The 18,954-nt window shown below is 70.7% G+C and carries 16 protein-coding genes; 11 read left to right on the forward strand and 5 right to left on the reverse strand.

Annotated elements, in window-relative coordinates:
• Positions 1-35: 35 nt before the first annotated feature.
• Complete coding sequence (locus QNO09_RS11350; protein WP_283969993.1) at positions 36-2,516, reverse strand: beta-glucosidase family protein; 2,481 nt, start codon at positions 2,514-2,516, stop codon at positions 36-38.
• A gap of 64 nt (positions 2,517-2,580) precedes the next feature.
• On the opposite strand from QNO09_RS11350, the gene QNO09_RS11355 reads away from it, so the two are divergent.
• Positions 2,581-3,162 (forward strand): TetR/AcrR family transcriptional regulator, encoded by a 582-nt coding sequence (locus tag QNO09_RS11355; RefSeq protein WP_283969994.1) that lies wholly within the window; start codon positions 2,581-2,583, stop codon positions 3,160-3,162.
• Between the two features lie 217 nt (positions 3,163-3,379).
• On the forward strand, positions 3,380-4,612 hold the full coding sequence (locus QNO09_RS11360) for a pyroglutamyl-peptidase I (RefSeq protein WP_283969995.1): 1,233 nt from the start codon (positions 3,380-3,382) through the stop codon (positions 4,610-4,612).
• On the opposite strand, the gene QNO09_RS11365 is transcribed toward QNO09_RS11360, so the two are convergent.
• Positions 4,563-5,399, reverse strand: a complete 837-nt coding sequence (locus QNO09_RS11365) for an EI24 domain-containing protein (RefSeq protein WP_283969996.1) — start codon at positions 5,397-5,399, stop codon at positions 4,563-4,565. The genes QNO09_RS11360 and QNO09_RS11365 overlap by 50 nt on opposite strands.
• Before the next feature lie 333 nt (positions 5,400-5,732).
• On the opposite strand from QNO09_RS11365, the gene QNO09_RS11370 reads away from it, so the two are divergent.
• Positions 5,733-6,878, forward strand: coding sequence for a serine hydrolase domain-containing protein (locus QNO09_RS11370; RefSeq protein WP_283969997.1), 1,146 nt, complete (start codon positions 5,733-5,735; stop codon positions 6,876-6,878).
• Between the two features lie 79 nt (positions 6,879-6,957).
• On the opposite strand, the gene QNO09_RS11375 is transcribed toward QNO09_RS11370, so the two are convergent.
• Positions 6,958-7,377 (reverse strand): organic hydroperoxide resistance protein, encoded by a 420-nt coding sequence (locus QNO09_RS11375; RefSeq protein ID WP_283969998.1) that lies wholly within the window; start codon positions 7,375-7,377, stop codon positions 6,958-6,960.
• A 96-nt stretch (positions 7,378-7,473) separates the two neighbouring features.
• A complete protein-coding gene (locus QNO09_RS11380) occupies positions 7,474-8,496 on the reverse strand; it encodes an NADP-dependent oxidoreductase (protein ID WP_283969999.1) in 1,023 nt (340 codons plus the stop codon).
• 99 nt (positions 8,497-8,595) lie between these two features.
• Between QNO09_RS11380 and QNO09_RS11385 the strand changes: the two genes are divergently transcribed.
• On the forward strand, positions 8,596-9,045 hold the full coding sequence (locus QNO09_RS11385) for a MarR family winged helix-turn-helix transcriptional regulator (protein ID WP_283970000.1): 450 nt from the start codon (positions 8,596-8,598) through the stop codon (positions 9,043-9,045).
• Between the two features lie 243 nt (positions 9,046-9,288).
• On the opposite strand, the gene QNO09_RS11390 is transcribed toward QNO09_RS11385, so the two are convergent.
• Positions 9,289-10,134, reverse strand: a complete 846-nt coding sequence (locus tag QNO09_RS11390) for an SCO2400 family protein (protein WP_283970001.1) — start codon at positions 10,132-10,134, stop codon at positions 9,289-9,291.
• A 269-nt stretch (positions 10,135-10,403) separates the two neighbouring features.
• Between QNO09_RS11390 and QNO09_RS11395 the strand changes: the two genes are divergently transcribed.
• The 7 genes from QNO09_RS11395 (at position 10,404) to QNO09_RS11425 (ending at position 18,944) form a co-directional block, all read left to right on the forward strand.
• The gene (locus tag QNO09_RS11395; RefSeq protein ID WP_033306141.1) at positions 10,404-11,567 is read left to right on the forward strand and encodes a mandelate racemase/muconate lactonizing enzyme family protein; all 1,164 of its coding nucleotides are present in this window, start codon (positions 10,404-10,406) and stop codon (positions 11,565-11,567) included.
• Entirely contained in the window at positions 11,564-12,568 is a 1,005-nt protein-coding gene (locus QNO09_RS11400) for a zinc-dependent alcohol dehydrogenase (protein WP_283970002.1), read from the forward strand. Before QNO09_RS11395 ends, QNO09_RS11400 begins: the two co-directional genes overlap by 4 nt.
• Positions 12,569-12,696: 128 nt before the next feature.
• Positions 12,697-13,665, forward strand: a complete 969-nt coding sequence (locus tag QNO09_RS11405) for a glycosyltransferase family protein (protein ID WP_283970003.1) — start codon at positions 12,697-12,699, stop codon at positions 13,663-13,665.
• Between the two features lie 140 nt (positions 13,666-13,805).
• Positions 13,806-14,915 (forward strand): multiple monosaccharide ABC transporter substrate-binding protein, encoded by a 1,110-nt coding sequence (gene chvE, locus QNO09_RS11410; protein WP_349636960.1) that lies wholly within the window; start codon positions 13,806-13,808, stop codon positions 14,913-14,915.
• 34 nt (positions 14,916-14,949) lie between these two features.
• Positions 14,950-16,500, forward strand: a complete 1,551-nt coding sequence (gene mmsA / locus QNO09_RS11415; RefSeq protein ID WP_283970005.1) for a multiple monosaccharide ABC transporter ATP-binding protein — start codon at positions 14,950-14,952, stop codon at positions 16,498-16,500.
• Positions 16,497-17,741 (forward strand): multiple monosaccharide ABC transporter permease, encoded by a 1,245-nt coding sequence (gene mmsB / locus QNO09_RS11420; protein ID WP_283970006.1) that lies wholly within the window; start codon positions 16,497-16,499, stop codon positions 17,739-17,741. The genes mmsA and mmsB overlap by 4 nt, the downstream gene beginning before the upstream one ends.
• Before the next feature lie 54 nt (positions 17,742-17,795).
• A complete protein-coding gene (locus QNO09_RS11425) occupies positions 17,796-18,944 on the forward strand; it encodes an aldose epimerase family protein (protein WP_283970007.1) in 1,149 nt (382 codons plus the stop codon).
• The last annotated feature ends 10 nt before the right edge of the window (positions 18,945-18,954 follow it).

The raw sequence follows: 18,954 nt of genomic DNA on the forward strand, positions 1-18,954 counted from the left end.
GGACCGGGGCTGCTCGGCGGGGAACTCGTCCCGGATCAGACGTTAATCGTCGCGGTGATCCTGCGGTCGGCGAACGAGCGTCCGACCTGGATCTCGTACGAACCCTTCACAAACGACCACGATCCGGTCGCCTCGTCCCAGATCTCGAAGGCGCGGCGCGGCAGTTCGACGACGGCCTCGGCGCTGTCGCCCGGTGCGGCCTCGACGGCCGCGAAACCGGCCAGCCAGCGGGCCGGGCGGGTGGCATCGGGGTCGCCCGGGGCGAGATAGAGCTGGACGACCTCGCGGCCGGGGCGGTCGCCGGTGTTGCGGAGGCGGACCGTGGCGGTGGTCGTCTCGGCGGTCTCCTCCACCTCGACGGAGTCGTAGGTCCAGTCGGTGTAGCCGAGGCCGTGGCCGAAGGGGTGGGCGGGGCTCCGGCCGTGCTTCTCCCAGGCGCGGTAGCCGATGAAGACGCCCTCGTCGTAGGGGAGTTCGCCGTCCTCGGGGACGACCCGGGTGACCGGGGCGTCAGCGAGGGAGCCCCAGGTGGTGGGCAGGCGCCCGCCGGGCTCGTGTGCTCCGGTGAGGACGTCCGCGAGGGCCGCGCCGCCCTCCTGGCCGGGGAACCAGGACAGGAGCACGGCGGCGACGTCCTCGCCCCAGGGCAGTTCCACCGGGGAACCGGAGTTGACCACCACGACCGTGCGGGGGTTGGCGGCGGCGACGGCGCGGACCAGGTCGTCCTGCCGGCCGGGCAGGCGCAGGTCGGTGCGGTCGAAGCCCTCCGACTCCACGCGTTCGGTGGTGGCGACCACCACGACGGCGGTGTCGGCGGCCCGGGCGGCCTCGGCGGCCTCGGCGATCAGCTCGTCGGCGTCGCGCTGCGGGTCCTGGTGGGCGAGGGTGAAGCCGATGACCCGCATGGGGTGGTCGTCCGGCGGCGGGACGGTGTAGGTGAGGGAGACGTCGACCGGTTCGCCCGCCGCGAGGTCGACCCGGGCGTGCGGCACGGGCGCGCCGAAGAACGCGGCGAAGGGATCGCCGTCCTCGCCGGGGCGCTGGACGCCGTCGAAGTACGTGGTGCCGGCGACGGTCAGCCTGAACGGGCCGAGGCCCTTGAAGCCGAAGGTGTGCGTGCCGGTCTCGCGCGGGGTGAAGGTGCCGGTCAGTTCGACGCTGTGCAGGGTGTCGGGGGTGACGCCGTCGGGGAGATCGGCGCCCATCCACTGGATGTGGCCGCTGGGGGCGGAACGGGTGCCGAGGACGGTGCCTTCGGTGTCGCGGCAGACGGCTCGCAGCACGAAGCCCCGGCCGGCGACGGGCAGTTCGGTGTTGGGGTCGGCGCCGACCCGATAGGTGAGGGTGCCGTCGGGGAGGGCGGCGGTGAGGCCGTCGAGCGGGGAGACGACCCGGGCGGGGAAGACGGTGGCGGAGCCGCCGCCGAGGACGCGGGCGTCACGGGCGGCGGCGCCGATCAGCGCGACCCCGCCGGGCCGCAACGGCAGCACGCCGTTCTCGTTGCGCACGAGGACGAAGGAGCGGCGGGCGATCTCGCGGGCGAGGGCCTCGCCGTCGACGGGGGCGGGCAGGTCGGTGACGGCCGGCTCGGCGCCGTCCAGGATGCCGACCCGGGCGGCGAGGCGCAGCACGCGGCGGACGGCGTCGTCGACCCGGGCCTCGTCGGCCTCGCCGTCGCGGACGGCCCGGGCGAGGGCCTCGCCGTAGACGGTGCCGGGGCCGGGCATGGCGATGTCGAGGCCGCCGGTGAGGGCGCCGGTGGTGGAGCGGGCGGCCGTCCAGTCGGAGACGTTGACCCCGTCGAAGCCCCATTCGCCGCGCAGGACCTCGTTGACGAGGTGGTGGTGCTCGGTCATGGTCGGGCCGTTGACGGAGTTGTAGGCGGTCATGATGCCCCAGGGGTGGGCGTTCTCGACGATCGCCTCGAAGGGGGCCAGGTACAGCTCACGCAGGGCGCGTTCGCCGACGAGGTTGTCGACGGTGAGGCGGTCGGTTTCGGCGTCGTTGGCGACGAAGTGCTTGACGGTGGTGCCGACGCCGCCGGACTGGACGCCGCGGACGTACGCGGCGCCGATCCGCCCGGTGAGGTACGGGTCCTCGCTGTAGGCCTCGAAGTGGCGGCCGCCGAGCGGGGAGCGGTGCAGGTTGACCGTGGGGGCGAGCAGGAGGTGGACGCCCTTGCGGCGGGCCTCCTGGGCGAGCAGGACGCCGGCCCGGTGGGCGAGGGCGGGGTCCCAGGTGGCGGCGAGAGCCGTCGGGGAGGGCAGCGCGATCGACGGGTCGTCGGCGCTCCAGTGCACGCCGCGGACCCCGATCGGGCCGTCGGACATGACCAGCGAGGCCAGTCCGGCCTCCGGCAGCGCGGGCAGGCTCCACATGTCCTGGCCGGCCAGCAGCCGCGTCTTGGCGTCCAGGTCGAGCTTGCCGAGGGCGGCCTCGACCGCCGCCTCGCGCCGTCCCTCTGCTGTCTCCGCCACGTCGGCACCTCCACGTCGAAAGCCGCTGGATGTCACCATCGTGCACCGGTCACCTGTGACGCGGTAGGTTTCGTTATCTGCTCGTGATGAAGAGCGGTTCGGCATGTCGTACGGTGACGCCATGACGGCCAGGACGAGAAGCGAGGAGCGGCGCGCGGAGATCGTGCGGGCCGCTCTGGAGGTGATCGCCGAACGCGGTTACCGGGGGGCGAGCCTGGCCGCGGTCGCCGAGCGGGTCGGGCTCACCCAGCAGGGGCTGCTGCACCATTTCCCGACGAAGGAGGCGCTGCTGGTGGCGGTGCTCCGGGAGCGGGACCGCTGGGACGCGATGCCGGCCGGGCATCTGCGGCTCGACCTGCTGGCGTCGCTGGTCGAGTACAACGCCATGCGGCCCGCCATCATCCAGACCTTCTCGGCGCTGCTCGGCGAGAGCGTCACGGAGGGGCATCCGGCCCGGGCGTACTTCACGGAGCGCTATGTCGGAGTGCGGGCCGGTCTGGCCGAGGTGCTGCGCGCCGAGTACGGCGACCGGCTGCCGAGCGGCCTCACCCCCGAGCGGGCGGCACCGCTCCTCGTGGCGATCCTGGACGGGCTGCAGTACCAGTGGCTGCTGGACCCGGAGTCGGTCGACATGGCGTCGGCGTTCCGGGACTTCCTGACCCTGCTCGGCGAGGGCGGCGACTGAGCTACCGGGCGGTGTACGCGGCGACCGTGCGCGGCCGGTCCCCGGCCCCCGCCGCCTCGGCCTTCCTGGACGCGGTGCGGGAGGCGACGGCGAGGATCCACGCCTGAGACCCACACGAGCCCCGCACGACCCAGCCCATGGCATGGACCGCGCCCGTCACGCGATACTGCGGCCGTCCGACACCGACCCCCCACCGCGACGGAAGGCCCGAACACCCTTGAATTCCATACGCGTTCGCCTCGGCGTCCTCGGCCTCGCCCTGCTGGCCGGTTTCACCACCCCGACGGCCGCGAGCGCCGCCCGGGCGGCACCCGCTCCCACCGTCGAGGAGCAGCGGCTCGACCGAGCGGTGCCCCAGGAGATCCTGCGCCGCTCCGGATTCGACACCGTGGCACCGCGACTGGCCCGGGCCCTCGACGCGGCCCGCTCCTACGGGGAGGCCCGCCGGGCGGTCACGCGCGAGGGCACGCGGCTGTGGCAGCGTGCGGTCGACCGGGCCCAGGGGCGGGGCCCCCTCGCCGGGGACCTCAGCCGCGACGACGACCGGCCCCTGTACTGGGCGCGGCTCGGCATGACGCGTGACGTGCGCACCTGGGAGCCCGAGTTCGGTCTGACGGACCGGCAGCGGGCCGCGCTGCTGGACCGGCTGGAGCGCACCTCGCGCGGCCAGGAAACCATCGGGCATCCGCACGGCAAGGGCCTGAAGCGGATCCTGCTCACCGGCTTCGACCCGTTCACGCTGGACCGGGACATCCGTATCTCCAACCCGTCCGGCGCCACCGCGCTGGCCCTGGACGGCACGGTGATCGAGACGGCGGACGGCCCGGCCCGGATCGAGACGGCCGTCTTCCCGGTGCGCTGGCAGGACTTCACCGACGGCACCGTGGAGCGGACCCTGCGGCCGCACCTGCCCGGGACCGACCTGTTCACGACCGTGAGCCAGGGCCGGGTCGGGAGGTTCGACATCGAGCGGACCAACGGGGCCTGGCGGGGCGGCTTCGGGGACAACGACGGCATCGGCCGCACCGAGACGGTTCCGGTGAGCGACCCGGCCTCGCAGCCGCAGTGGACGACGACCACCCTGCCGTACCGGGAGATCGTCGCCGCGCACACCGGCCGCTTCCCCGTGTACGACAACACCGGCGTCACCGAGATCCCGGCCAGCGGCACCGAGCCCGTCGTACGCCCCGACGGGCCGACGCCCGGCTCCACCGCTCGCGCGGGCGGTGGCGGGGACTACCTCTCCAACGAGATCGCCTACCGGGCGACGCTGCTGCGGGACCGGCTGGGGCTGCACGACACCCTGCCGGGCGGGCATGTGCACACACCGGTGCTGCAGTTCGGCGCCGGGAACACCACGCAGATCACCGACCCGGAGTTCGTGCGCAACCGCCTGGACATCATCGCCCAGGTGAAGGCGATCCTGAGGGTGGCTGCGGAAAGGGCGTGACGGCCCCGTCGCCCTTCCGGCCGCCCCCGCCGCCCTCGTCGATCTCCTCGCCCAGCAGGTCACGCGCCATGAGGGTGGCGCCCGCGACCGCGCCCGGCATCAGGAACACCGCGACGAACGGCACCAGGAAGGACACCGCGAGCGGTGTGCCGAAGCCCCAGACCAGGGTCTTCCGGGAGCGCAGCAGGGCGAGGCGGGTGCGCAGTTCGACGCCGCGGCGCTGGAGGGCGACGGCGGTCAGTTCCTCGGTGAGGAAGAACCCGGTGACGAGGAGCCCGAGCACCGGGACGACCGTCTGCCCGACCACCGGGATGAAGCCGCAGGCGAACAGCAGCACACCCCACAGGGCGGCCCGCACCACGATCCGGAGGCTGTCGCGGGCGGAGATCCACAGTTCGCGCCAGAGCGGCAGGCCCGACTCGGGGGCGTGCCCGTCCGGCGACACGTCACGGTCGACCTTCTCGGAGAGGTTCTCGTAGAAGGGCTGCCCGATCAGCAGGGTCACCGCGGTGAACGTCACGACGGCGAGGAGCAGGGCGAGGGCGAACAGCACGGCGGTCAGGAAGCCGCGGAAGAGGCCGAGCCAGGGGCCGGACCAGCCGTCGGCGAAGGGCGTCGCCCAGGTGACGGCGTCCTCGCCCCACCGGGCCAGCGCGACCAGCGCCGCCGCGTACAGGACGAGGGTGATCAGACCCGGGAGCAGCCCGAAGCCGTACTGCTTGCCGTGCCGGGCCACCCATCGCTGGCCTTTGAGCAAGTACCGGAAACCCGTCCCCAGATCGCGCATGGGTCGACCCTATCCGGGCCCCTGTCGTGCTCTTGACGCGCTCCGGTCACACCACGGTCACAGGCCGCCGGGGCCGGGCGGGGCGCGCCGGGTGGAGCCGTCCGGGGCACCGGTGACACCAAGGCGCACTTGTTGCCGTTGAGTCGAACCGGTACACCTCGCCGTACCGATCTCAGGAAGCCCCCGGAGGAGGTACGCGTGCGCACCACGAGAACCGTTCCCGCGAGACCCGCGCCGAGGGTCACCCCCACCGAACCACTACAAGGGGGAGTTCCCGCAGGTGGCGAGGGCATTGTTCACAGTGGCACACAGCGGTTCAGTTGAGGAGAGCGGATGACGCAGGAGATCCACGGCACCGTGGCGGACGGCTTCGAGGCGGTGCGCGAGGAGTTCGCCGCGTTCGTCGCCGGGGAGCGAGCCGACTACGAGGGGCAGCTGTGCGCCTACGTCCACGGCCGGAAGGTCGTCGACCTGTGGGCGGGGACCGGCGCGGACGCCCTCTACGGTGTGTTCTCGTCCACCAAGGGCGCCGCCTGTCTGGTCGTGGCTCTGCTCGTCCAGGACGGCACGCTGGAACTGGACCGCAAGGTGACCTACTACTGGCCGGAGTTCGCGGCCGAGGGCAAGGGCGCCCTGACCCTGCGGGATCTCCTGGCGCACCGGGCGGGCGTGGTCGGCACGGACAGCGGCTTCACCCTCGCGGAGCTGGCCGACGACCGCCAGCTCGCCGAGCGTCTCGCCGACCAGCGGCCGTTCTGGCGCCCCGGCACGGCGTTCGGCTATCACGCGCTGGTCGCCGGGGCCCTGGCCGGTGAGGTCGTCCGCCGCGCGACCGGCCGCACGCTCCAGGAGGTCTACCAGGAGCGGATCAGGAGCCCGTACGGCCTGGACTTCCACCTGGGCCTGCCCGCGTCCGAGGAGCCCCGCTTCCGCGGCACCCAGCCGATGGACCCGACCCCGCGGCAGCAGGCCCTCCTCGATGCCACGCCGACGGGCCCGCACGCGCTCGCCTCGATCGCGTTCAACCGCAACGCGACCGAGCCGACGGACCTGGTCTCCCTTCCGAACGTGCCGCTGATCCGGGCGAAGGGTCCGGCGTCGGTGGGCGGAGTGGCCTCCGCGCGGGGTCTGGCGGGGATGTACGCGGCGGCGATCAGCGAGGTGGGCGAGCAGCCGGCGCTGCTGAAGCCGGACACCGTGGCGGAGTTCGGCCAGTTCCACTCGGCCGGTTACGACCTGGTGGCCCGGGCGCACAAGTCGTTCGGGCTGGGCTTCCAGATGACGGCTGACACGTGGTACCCGTTCCTCGGGGCCGGGACGATCGGGCACAGCGGCGCGGGCGGCTCCCAGGCGTTCGCGGACCCGTGGAGCGGCCTCGCCTACGGCTACACGCGCCGCCGGTTCGCCTTCCCCGGCGGGGCGGCCCCGGAGAACGACCGCCTGGTGCGGGCGGTCCACGCGGCGGCGCTCGCCCGCTGAGCCCGGGCAGGGCACGGGCACGGGCGGAGGCCACACCCCACGTCCAAGGGTGCGGCCTCCGTCTGTGCAACGACTGTCGTCAGACCAGCGTCACGGTGATGTCGCCGCGCGTCGCCTTCGAGTACGGGCACACCTCGTGGGCCTTCTCGATCAGCGACCGGGCGGTGTCCCGGTCGGCCCTGGGGATGTCGGCCGAGATCTCGACGATGATCCCGAAGCCGTCCCCGTTCCTGCCGAGGCCGACCTTCGCGGTCACCGTCGAACCGGTGAGGTCGGCGCCCTCCTGGCGGGCGACGACTCCGAGAGCGCCCTGGAAGCAGGCGCTGTACCCGGCGGCGAACAGCTGCTCCGGGTTGGTGCCGGCGCCGCTCCCGCCCATCTCCTTCGGCGGGTTGACGACGAGGTCGAGCGTGCCGTCGTCGGTGGCGACCCGGCCGTCGCGCCCGTTCTCTGCGGTGGCGACGGCGGTGTACAGGACGTCGGACTGCTGGATCGGCATGCGGTGGTGTTCCTTCGCTCGTCCGCCGCGGCTCGCGCCCGGGCCGGGACGGATTCGGAAACAAGTTACCGCATGCCGGAATCATGAGGGAAGGCGTCAGAGCTTGACGATCATCTTCCCGGTGTTGTCGCCGCGCAGAACACCCAGGAACGCCTCCAGGTTGTTCTCGATGCCCTCGACGACGGTCTCCCGGTACTTGAGCTCACCGGAGGCGACCCAGGGGGCGACCTCCTGCACGAACTGCGGCTGCAGGTCGTAGTGGTCCCCGACCAGGAAGCCCTCGATACGGCCGCGGGTGGCGATCAGGCGGGCGAGGTTCTTCGGTCCCGGGGCGGGCTCGGTGTCGTTGTAGACGGAGATCATGCCGCAGACGGCGATCCGGCCGCCCTCCTTGAGGGAGCCGATGGCCGCCTCCAGGTGGTCACCGCCGACGTTGTCGAAGTAGACGTCGATCCCGTCGGGGGCGGCGGCGCGCAGCTGCTTGCCGACGGGCCCGGCCTTGTAGTTGAAGGCGGCGTCGAATCCGTACTCCTCCACGAGGAGCTTGACCTTCTCGTCCGACCCGGCGGAGCCGATGACCCGCGAGGCGCCCTTCAGCTTGGCGATCTGCCCGACCTGGCCGCCCACGGCGCCGGCGGCACCGGACACGAAGACGGTGTCGCCCTCCTTGAAGGCGGCGGTGCGCAGCAGGCCCGCGTAGGCGGTCAGGCCGGTCATGCCCAGCACACCGAGGTACGTCGACAGCGGCGCGGCCTCGGGGTCCACCTTCACGGCGTTCTTCCCGTTGACGACCGCGTACTCACGCCACCCGAAGAAGTGCAGCACGTGATCCCCGACGGACAGCCCTTCGGCGTTCGAGGCCACGACCTCGCCGACCGCGCCGCCCTGCATGACCTTGCCGATCTCGAACGGGGCCACGTAGGACTTCGCGTCGCTCATCCGGCCGCGCATGTACGGGTCCACGGAGAGGTACTCGTTCCGGACGAGGACCTGCCCCTCGCCCGGCTGCGGGACCTCCACCTCGACGAAGGCGAAGTCCTCGGGCTTCGGCCAGCCGACGGGACGGCTCGCCAGGTGCCACTCGCGGCTGACGGCGGGGAGGGTGGGGGTGTCGGTCATGATGCGCCTTACCTCACTGGCTCGATGAATGTTTCAGTACCTGAAACAACCATGCTCCTGAAAATTTCAGGTTGTCAAATAACCGGGTACCCTCGATGCATGGCCTCCACCACACCGACGCCCCAGAACATGACCAACCGCCCGGATCCGCTGACCGTCGAGGTCGTCGAACTGATCGGGGAAGTCGTGGCGCGGTTCCACGAGGACTACGAGTCGGCGGCGGCCGAGCACGCCCTGACCGGCGCGCAGGCACGGCTGCTGAGCCTGCTGTGCCTCGAACCGCTGCCCATGCGGAGGCTGGCCCAGCAGCTGAAGTGCGAGCCGTCCAACGTGACGGGCATCGTCGACCGGCTGGAGGCCCGGGGGCTGGTCGAGCGGCAGCCGGCGCCCGCCGACCGCCGGGTGAAGGTGGCGGCGGCCACGCCGGAGGGACGGCGGGTGGCCCGGAGCCTGCGGGAGTCACTGCGGTTCGCCCGGGAGCCCCTGGCCGGGCTTTCCGAGGGTGAGCGGGTGGCACTGCGGGACGCGCTGCGGCGGATGCTGGGCTGAGCCGGGGCCGGTGCCGTCAGCCGACCTCGTGGCGGCATCTCGCCGTCGGACAAGAGCGGTTGCCGAGAGGCCCGGATCGCCTCGTCGCCCCTCCCTCGCGTCGGAACGCGACCACGGCCTGTCCGTTCCGGTTGAAGACCCGGTGGAAGTCCGGGCGTTCGACATCCTCGGGGTTTGACTCGCGCGGCGTCGGCCGAGACACCCGACCCGCCACGGCGGCGTGCGGACGCCGGGCGGCAGGCGCTAAGTGCACCACCACAGGAACCGGTCGCACGTCTGGGAGGGGGTCGGTTCCGGTTCGGGTGCCGGGGTGGTCGGGTCCGGGGTCGGGGTCGGGGCAGGGGCCGGCGGGGCGGCCGTGGGTGCGGCGCTCGGGCGGTCGGGGGAATCGCCCGCCGCGGCCGACTCGGCCTGCTTGCTCGGCTCGTCACCCTCCGGGGACTCCGACGCGCCGTCCGTCGGGGACGCCGACGCGGAGGGTGAACCGGACGCGTCCGGGGACGGGGAAACCGACGCTCCGTCAGCTCCCGCCTCGCCACCCGGGGTGCCGCCCGGCTCCCCCGCCTCGGCCGACGCGCCTCCGTCCGGGGACTCGCCTCCGACCACGGCCGGCCCGGGCGTGGAACTCGGGGCGTCCATGCCGAGCTCCGCGAGGCTCAGGCCCCCCGCGGCCAGCACGAACCCGGCCGCCACGAAGAGGGTCCTGCGCCGCCGCCGGCGGTGTGCCGCGGCCTTGCGGTCCCGCCGGCTCGCCACGCCCGGGCCGTCAGCGGCCGGCCCGCGGCCCCGCCCGCGACGACGCGCCGCACGCCCCAGGTGCTCGCCGTCGCCGTCGTCCTCGTCGGCCTCGTCCCCGTCGTCGCCGTGCGCGTCGTCCGGCGCGTACGGTTCCGGCGGCCCTTCGAGGGTGTCGCCCGGCGCGTACGGCTCCGCCGGCGCTCCGGGGGTGTCACCCGCGCTCCCGGACGCGGTGGCGCCGTGGCCGCCGTACTCCGGCCCGGACCGGCGCAGCGCTTCGGCCGAGGTGCCGCAGCCCGGGCAGGCAAGGGCGCCGTTGAGGTGCCGACGGCACGGGTCGCAGTAGTCCATGACGCGGGAAGATTAAGTTCCGCGCCGGTCCGGTTCCTAGATCCATCTGTGAAGGTTCTGTAGGGACACCGCTCCTCGGTGGTTTCGAAACTGTCGAAACCGTTATGTGCGCGACCCATTGACACCCCCGCCACCGGATCCTTACTGTCACGCCAGCATTTCGAACGTGTGCCGAAATCTCGAACAGAGCGAGTCGCCGGAACACGAACGGGACGCTGACGCAACACTCTGACGGAAATGAACCGACGAAGCTGCGAGGGACAACCGCCGTGCGCATCACCGGAATCAGCACACACGTGGTCGGGACGCCGTGGCGCAACCTGACGTACGTCCAGGTGCACACCGACGAAGGCATCACCGGAGTCGGCGAGACCCGGATGCTGGGACACACCGACGCCCTTCTCGGATACCTGAGGGAGGCCGAGGCCAATCACATCCTCGGTTCCGACCCCTTCGCCGTCGAGGACCTCGTCAAGCGCATGAAGTACGGCGACTACGGCCGTGCGGGCGAGATCGTGATGTCCGGTATCGCCGTGATCGAGATGGCCTGCTGGGACATCAAGGGCAAGGCCCTGGGCGTCCCCGTCTGGCAGCTGCTGGGCGGCAAGGTCACCGACAAGGTCAAGGCGTACGCCAACGGCTGGTACACCACCGAGCGGACCCCGGAGGCCTACCACAAGGCCGCCCAGGGCGTGATGGAGCGCGGCTACCGGGCGCTCAAGATCGACCCCTTCGGCACCGGCCACTTCGAGCTGGACCACCAGCAGACCCTGTACGCCGTCTCCCTGATCGAGGCGGTCCGCGACGCCATCGGCCCCGAGGCCGAGCTGATGCTGGAGATGCACGGCCGCTTCTCCCCCGCCACGGCCGTGCGCCTGGCCAAGGAGCTGGCGCCGTTCAAGCCGGCGTGGCTGGAGGAGCCGGTCCCGCCGGAGAACCTGAAGGCGCTGGAGAAGGTCGCCGCCAAGGTCGACATGCCGGTCGCCACCGGTGAGCGCATCCACGACCGGATCGAGTTCCGGGAGCTGTTCGAGAGCCAGGCCGTCGACATCATCCAGCCGGACGTCGGCCATATCGGTGGCATCTGGGAGACCAGGAAGCTCGCCGCGACCGCCGAGACCCACTACATGCTGGTGGCTCCCCACAACGTGGGCGGCTCGGTCCTGACCGCCGCGTCCCTCCAGGTCGGCTTCACCTCGCCGAACTTCAAGATCCTGGAGCACTTCAACGACTTCGCCGACGCGGAGATCAAGAAGGTGGTCAAGGGCGCGCCGCAGGTGAACCCGGAGGACGGCTGCTTCCACCTCTCCGACGCCCCGGGCCTGGGCGTGGAGCTGGACGTGGACGCCGCCGCCGAGTTCCCCCAGCAGCAGGCCCGTTTCGACCTCTGGGCGGAAGGCTGGGAACAGCGCAAGCCGAAGGGCTCGCAGTGAGCACGGCTGTCGTCGTCGACGCCCCGGGCGAGCACCGGCTCGTCCCGCACGAGCCTCGGCGGCCCGAGGCGGGCGAGGCCCTGGTGCGGGTGCACGCCTCCGGGATCTGCGGCAGCGACCGCGAGGTCTACCAGGGCAACCGCCCCGAGGGCTATGTGCGCTACCCGCTGACCCCGGGCCACGAGTGGTCCGGGACGGTGGAGGCCGTGGGCGCCGGTGTCCCGGCGTCCCTCGTCGGCCGCAAGGTCGTCGGTGAGGGCTTTCGAAACTGTCAGGTCTGCGATCGCTGCCACGCGGGCGACACGACCCTGTGCAGCGCGGGGTACGAGGAGACCGGGTTCACCCAGCCGGGCGCGATGGCGGCCACGCTGACCCTCCCGGCCCGCCTCCTGCACACCCTCCCGGACGACTGCGACCTCACGGCCGCCGCCCTCCTGGAACCCGCCGCCTGCATCGCGGCCGCCGCGCTGAAGGGCAACGCACAGCCCGGTGAGCGCGTCGCCGTGGTCGGCACCGGCACCCTCGGCATGTTCGCCGTGCAGTTCCTGAAGGCGAACTCGCCGGCCGAGCTGCTGGTGGTCGGCACCCGCCGGGACCGCGAGGCGCTGTCGCGACAGTACGGCGCGACGGACTTCCGGACGAAGGACCAGGAACTCCCCGACGACTTCGACGTGGTGATCGAGACGGCCGGGTCCGCGGACGCCGCCCGGATCTCGGCCGGTCTGCTCAGGCGCGGCGGCCGGCTGGTGCTGACCGGCATCCCGGCGCCGGACGCCGACGGACTCGACCCGACCGACCTCGTGGTACGGCAGTTGGAGGTGCACACCGTGTTCGGTGCGCCGCCGGACGCCTGGGCGCACACGGTGCGGGTGTTCGCCGCCGGTCTGCTCGACCCGCTGCCGCTGGTGACGCACGAGTTGCCGCTCGCCGAGTTCTCGCAGGCCATCGAGCTGGTCGGGGCCGGCGATCCGAAGGTGGGCAAGGTTCTGCTCCGCCCCTAGACGTACGCCGGTACGGGGGCGACCTGACGGCTCCCGTACCGGCGTACACCCAGTTTTGCCCTAACCCCTTGCCCCAGCGCCCCAGAGCCGCGAACATCGTCCGACATATCGAACCGAAGGACATTCCCGTGATCGACGCTTCCGCCCCGGCAGCGCGCAGGCCCGGTGAGCAGGCGCTCACCGCCCTGGGCCTGAACGCCCCCGCCCCCGACCCCGCCGACGCCTCGCCGCACTCCTTCCCGGGCGGTGGCCGCTGGCGCACCGAGATCCCCTCCTGCGAGGGTCCCGAGGCACTGGCGGTGGTCCTGAAGGAGGCCTCGCGGCTGGACGTGCCGATTCACCGGATCAGCCAGGGCAGCGGCGTGTGGATGCTGTCCGACGCCGAGATCACCGAGATGGTCGAGGCGACGGCCGAACGCGACATCGAGCTCTGCCTGTTCACCGGGCCGCGCGGCACCTGGGACATCGGCGGGTCCACGCGCACCGACTCGCGGGGCGCCGGACTGCGCGCCCGCGGCCACGACGCCGTGGCCGGCTGTGTCGAAGACGCCGTCAGGGCCACGGAGTTGGGCGTCGCGTGCCTGCTCGTCGCCGACGAGGGCGTGCTGTGGACGCTGCACCGGGCCCGGGCCGCCGGGATCATCCCGGCCGACACGACGCTGAAGGTCTCCGCGCTCATCGGCCCCGTCAACCCGGCCGCGTACGCGGTCTACGAGCGACTCGGCGCCGACTCGGTCAATGTGCCCAGTGACCTGACGCTCGATCACCTCACCGAGATACGACGGGTGTCGAGCGCTCCGATGGACATGTACATCGAGGCCCCCGACGACCTCGGCGGCTACGTCCGGATGTACGAGGTGGCCGAACTCATCAGACGTGGGGCCCCGTTGTACCTGAAGTTCGGCCTGTCCAAGGCCCCCGGGATCTACCCGTACGGGCACCACATGCGGGAGCTGACGCTGGCCACGGCCAAGGAGCGGGTGCGGCGCGGGCGGCTCGCCCTGGATCTTCTGGCCCGCCACGGAGCCGACGGCGACATGGCGCCGCTCGGTTCGCGGCTGCCGGGTGATCTGCAACGGTTCGAAATCTCGTCATAACGTTCCGGATACTCGCCTTCACAGAAGAAGACACAGCCGACCACAATCCGACACATCTCTTCTCGGTCTTTCCGGCCCGACCCCCCGGAGCGGCTTCGCGCCCCAGACCGAGCCCTGCACACACATCAAGGATGATGATCATGCGTAATCGCAGAGCCGCCCTCGCCGCCATAGCCGGAGCCGCGTCCCTCGCCCTGACCCTGTCCGCCTGCGGGCAGAGCAGCGAGGGTGGGAGCGAGGAGAGCGGGGACAGCGCCAAGGGCGGCACCATCGGCATCGCGATGCCGACCAAGTCCTCCGAGCGCTGGATCGCCGACGGCAACAACGTCAAGAAGGACCTGGAGTCCAAGGGCTACAAGACCCAGCTGGTCTACGGCGAGGACGACCCGGACCAGCAGGTCTCGCAGATCGAGAACCTGATCACCCAGGGCGTCAAGGCGCTGATCGTCGCGGCCATCGACAACAAGTCGATGAACAACGTGCTCCAGCAGGCCAAGGACGCGAACATCCCGGTCATCTCCTACGACCGCCTGATCCTCGGCACGGAGAACGTCGACTACTACGCCTCCTTCGACAACGAGAAGGTCGGCGAGCTCCAGGGCACCTACATCGTCGAGAAGCTCGGCCTGAAGGACGGCTCCAAGAAGGGCCCGTTCAACATCGAGCTGTTCGCGGGCTCGAACGACGACAACAACACCCGCTACTTCTTCCAGGGCGCGATGAACATCCTGCAGCCCTACATCGACAAGAAGCAGCTCGTCGTCCGCTCCGGCCAGACCAAGCTCAACCAGGTCACCACCCTGCGCTGGGACGGCGGCACCGCCCAGAAGCGCATGGACGACATCCTGACCTCCTCGTACAAGAGCGAGCGGGTCGACGCCGTCCTCTCGCCCTACGACGGCATCTCCATCGGCATCCTCTCGGCGCTGAAGTCGGACGACTACGGCTCCAAGAGCAAGCCGCTGCCGGTCGTCACCGGCCAGGACGCCGAGCTCGCCTCGGTGAAGTCGATCATCGCCGACCAGCAGTCGATGACGGTCTACAAGGACACCCGCGAGCTCGCCAAGGTCGCCTCGAACATGGTCGACGCGCTGCTGAACGACAAGAAGCCCGAGGTCAACGACACCAAGACGTACGACAACGGCTCGAAGGTCGTCCCGGCCTACCTGCTGGAGCCGGTCGCCGTCGACAAGTCCAACTACCAGAAGGAAGTCGTCGACTCCGGCTACATCAAGGCAAGCGACCTCTAAAACCGCCGGCACACTCTGATTGGAAGGCACGACCATGGCGGGACCCGTCCTGGAAATGCGCTCGATCGTCAAGACCTTTCCCGGCGTCAAAGCGCTGTCGGACGTCACGCTGACCGTCCGGCAGGGCGAGGTCCACGCCATCTGCGGGGAGAACGGCGCCGGCAAGTCGACCCTCATGAAGGTCCTCTCCGGCGTCCACCCGCACGGCACGTACGAGGGCGACATCCTCTTCGAGGGTGAGGTCTGCCAGTTCAAGGACATCCGGGCCAGCGAAGAGCGCGGCATCGTGATCATCCACCAGGAACTGGCGCTGGTGCCCTACCTCTCCCTCGCGGAGAACATCTTCCTCGGCAACGAGCACGCCACCCGGGGGATCATCAACTGGACCGAGACGCTGCGGCACGCCACCGAGCTGCTGCGCCGGGTGGGTCTCGCGGACCACCCCGACACCCGCGTCGCCGACATCGGCGTGGGCAAGCAGCAGCTCGTGGAGATCGCGAAGGCGCTGTCGAAGAAGGTGAAGCTGCTCATCCTGGATGAGCCGACCGCCGCCCTGAACGACGAGGACAGCGGCAAACTCCTGGACCTGATCCTGGAGCTGAAGAAGCAGGGCATCACCTCGATCATCATCTCCCACAAGCTCAACGAGATCCGCAGGGTCGCCGACTCGGTGACGATCCTCCGTGACGGCCAGACCATCGAGACCCTCGATGTGAAGGCCCCGGAGACCACCGAGGACCGGATCATCAGCGGCATGGTCGGTCGCGACCTGGAGAACCGCTTCCCCGAGCGGTCGCCGCACGAGCCCGAGGAGGGCGCGGCACCCGCCCTGGAGATCCGGGGCTGGACCGTGCACCACCCGATCGACCAGCAGCGCAAGGTGTGCGACGACGTGTCGATCCACGTGCGGCGCGGGGAGATCGTCGGGATCGCCGGTCTGATGGGCGCCGGCCGCACCGAACTGGCGATGAGCGTCTTCGGGCGGACCTACGGCCGGTACGCGGGGGGCACCGTCCTCAAGGACGGCAAGGAGATCCGTACGAAGTCCGTCCCCGAGGCGGTCAAGCACGGCATCGCGTACGTCACCGAGGACCGCAAGCACTACGGCCTCAACCTCATCGACACCATCAACCGGAACATCTCGCTGAGCGCCCTGGGCAAGGTCGCCAAGCGCGGTGTGGTCGACGAGCACGAGGAGCGGCAGGTCGCCGAGGGCTTCCGCAAGTCCATGAACATCAAGGCGCCGACCGTCTTCGAGCCGGTGGGCAAGCTGTCCGGCGGCAACCAGCAGAAGGTCGTCCTCAGCAAGTGGATCTTCTCGGGTCCGGAGGTGCTGATCCTGGACGAGCCGACGCGCGGCATCGACGTCGGTGCCAAGTACGAGATCTACACGGTCATCGACCAGCTGGCCGCCCAGGGCAAGGCGGTCGTCTTCATCTCCTCCGAGCTGCCCGAGCTGCTCGGCATGTGCGACCGCATCTACACGATGGCCGCGGGGCGGCTGACGGGTGAGTTCTCGCGGGCCGAGGCCTCCCAGGAATCGCTGATGCGTCAGATGACGAAGGACAAAGAGGTAACCCGATGAGCACGGACGTGACCGCCAAGAGCCCGGCCCCCGCGCCGCCGGGCAAGAGCGGAGGGGCCGAGGGCGGCGGCCTGCTGCAGCTGGTGATGGACGGCATGCGCCGCAACATGCGGCAGTACGGCATGCTGATCGCCCTGGGCCTGATCGTGGTCCTGTTCGCCGTCTGGACCGACGGCGACCTGCTGCTGCCACGCAACGTCTCCAACCTGGTGCTGCAGAACAGCTACATCCTCATCCTCGCGATGGGCATGATGCTGGTGATCATCGCCGGGCACATCGACCTGTCGGTCGGATCACTGACGGCGTTCATCGGATCGATGGCCGCCGTGTTCATGGTCAGGAACGATCTGCCCTGGCCGGTCGCGGTGATCCTGTGTCTGGCGGTGGGCGCGCTCGCGGGCGCCATCCAAGGATTCTTCATCGCCTACGGCGGCATACCATCGTTCATCGTGACCCTCGCGGGCATGCTGATCTGGCGCGGACTGACGGAGATCTTCCTGGAGGGCCAGACGCTCGGCCCGTTCCCGCGGGGCCTGCAGAAGATGGCCAACGGCTTCCTGCCCGAAGTGGGCCCGGAGACGAACTATCACAACCTCACCCTGCTTCTGGGCTTCGCGCTGATCGCCCTCGTGATCTTCCAGGAGGTCCGTGACCGCAAGCGGCAGCAGGAGTTCGACCTGGAGGTCCCGCCCGCCAAGCTGTTCCTGCTGAAGCTGGTCGCGATCGGCGCCGCCATCCTCACGCTGACGATGCTGCTGGCCAGCTACAAGGGCACCCCGATCGTGCTGCTCGTGCTGGGCGTGCTGCTCGTCGGCTTCGGCTACGTCATGCGCAACGCGATCATCGGCCGCCACATCTACGCCATCGGCGGCAACCTCCCGGCGGCCAAGCTGTCGGGCGTGAAGGACAAGAAGGTCACCTTCCTGGTCTTCCTGAACATGGGCATGCTCGCGGCCCTGGCGGGTCTGGTCTTCGCCGCCCGCTTCAACGCGGCCTCGCCCAAGGCCGGCCTCAACTTCGAGCTTGAGGCGATCGCGGCAGCGTTCATCGGCGGTGCGTCGATGAGCGGCGGTGTCGGCACCGTGCTCGGCGCGATCATCGGCGGCCTGGTCCTGGGCGTGCTGAACAACGGTATGAACCTCGTCGGCATCGGCACCGACTGGCAGCAGGTCATCAAGGGCCTGGTGCTGCTGGCGGCGGTCGGGTTCGACGTGTGGAACAAGCGCAAGGTCGGTTCGTAAGTCAGAGCGGGGCCCCGCCGCCAGGCGGGGCCCTCTCCTTATCGGGAGCCGCACATGGAACTGAACAGACGCACGGTCATCGCGGGAGCAGCGGCGGCGGGCATAGCCGCCACCACGCTCGGCGGCACGGCGCACGCCACGGGAGGCAGGAAGCCGGTGAAGAGGCTCTTCGGCAAGCTGGCCGACGGCACCAAGGTCCACAGCTGGTCGCTGGAGAACGGCGGCACCCGCCTGAAGGTCCTGTCCTGGGGCGGTGTCGTCCAGTCCCTGGAGATCCCCGACCGTCGCGGCCGGTACGCCAACGTCTCCGCGGGCTTCGACAACCTCGAGGACTACGTCGCGAAGACCCCGTACTTCGGCGCGCTCATCGGCCGGTACGGCAACCGCATCGGCCAGGGCAAGTTCACCCTCGACGGCAAGAACTACCAGCTGTCCGTGAACGACGGCGAGCAGAGCCTGCACGGCGGCGCCCAGGGCTTCGACAAGCGCGTGTGGGACGTCGAGCCGTTCACCAAGGGCTCCGACGTCGGTCTGCACCTGTACTACACGAGCGTCGACGGCGAGATGGGCTACCCGGGCACGCTCAAGACGAAGGTGACGTACACGCTGACCCGGCAGGGCGCCTGGCGCATCGACTACGAGGCGACCACGGACAAGGCCACCGTCGTCAACCTCACCAGCCACGTCTACTTCAACCTCGCCGGTGAGGGCAGCGGCACGATCGAGGACCACGAGCTCCAGATCGCCGCCTCCCGCTACACGCCCACCGACGCGGGCCTGATCCCCACGGGCGAGCTGGCCAAGGTCGCGGGCACGCCGTTCGACTTCACCCGGGCCAAGCCGATCGGCCGGGACATCCGCGTCTCGCACCCGCAGCTGGTGACCGCCAAGGGCTTCGACCACAACTGGGTCCTCGACAAGGGCATCACCGCCCGGCCCGAGCACGTCGCGACTCTGCGCGACCCGGCCTCCGGCCGCAGTATGAAGATCGCCACGAACGAGCCGGGCCTGCAGTTCTACTCCGGCAACTTCCTCGACGGCACGCTGACCGGCCCGTCCGGCCGCACCTACCGACAGGGCGACGCCCTGTGCCTGGAGACGCAGCACTTCCCGGACTCGCCGAACAAGCCGAAGTTCCCGTCGACGGTGCTGCGACCGGGGCAGACCTACCGGACGACCACGATCCACACGTTCGGCTGCTGAGGCCGCCGGC

Source organism: Streptomyces sp. 378 (assembly GCF_030124145.1).
Taxonomy (GTDB): Bacteria; Actinomycetota; Actinomycetes; order Streptomycetales; family Streptomycetaceae; genus Streptomyces.

Coding starts and splice junctions, on each gene's coding strand:
- QNO09_RS11425 (WP_283970007.1), top strand. CDS start 17,796: ATGGAACTGAACAGACGCACGGTCATCGCGGGAGCAGCGGCGGCGGGC.
- QNO09_RS11380 (WP_283969999.1), bottom strand. CDS start 8,496: ATGACCGACACCCCCACCCTCCCCGCCGTCAGCCGCGAGTGGCACCTG.
- mmsB (WP_283970006.1), top strand. CDS start 16,497: ATGAGCACGGACGTGACCGCCAAGAGCCCGGCCCCCGCGCCGCCGGGC.
- QNO09_RS11390 (WP_283970001.1), bottom strand. CDS start 10,134: ATGGACTACTGCGACCCGTGCCGTCGGCACCTCAACGGCGCCCTTGCC.
- QNO09_RS11385 (WP_283970000.1), top strand. CDS start 8,596: ATGGCCTCCACCACACCGACGCCCCAGAACATGACCAACCGCCCGGAT.
- mmsA (WP_283970005.1), top strand. CDS start 14,950: ATGGCGGGACCCGTCCTGGAAATGCGCTCGATCGTCAAGACCTTTCCC.
- chvE (WP_349636960.1), top strand. CDS start 13,806: ATGCGTAATCGCAGAGCCGCCCTCGCCGCCATAGCCGGAGCCGCGTCC.
- QNO09_RS11370 (WP_283969997.1), top strand. CDS start 5,733: ATGACGCAGGAGATCCACGGCACCGTGGCGGACGGCTTCGAGGCGGTG.
- QNO09_RS11350 (WP_283969993.1), bottom strand. CDS start 2,516: ATGGTGACATCCAGCGGCTTTCGACGTGGAGGTGCCGACGTGGCGGAG.
- QNO09_RS11355 (WP_283969994.1), top strand. CDS start 2,581: ATGTCGTACGGTGACGCCATGACGGCCAGGACGAGAAGCGAGGAGCGG.
- QNO09_RS11375 (WP_283969998.1), bottom strand. CDS start 7,377: ATGCCGATCCAGCAGTCCGACGTCCTGTACACCGCCGTCGCCACCGCA.
- QNO09_RS11365 (WP_283969996.1), bottom strand. CDS start 5,399: ATGCGCGATCTGGGGACGGGTTTCCGGTACTTGCTCAAAGGCCAGCGA.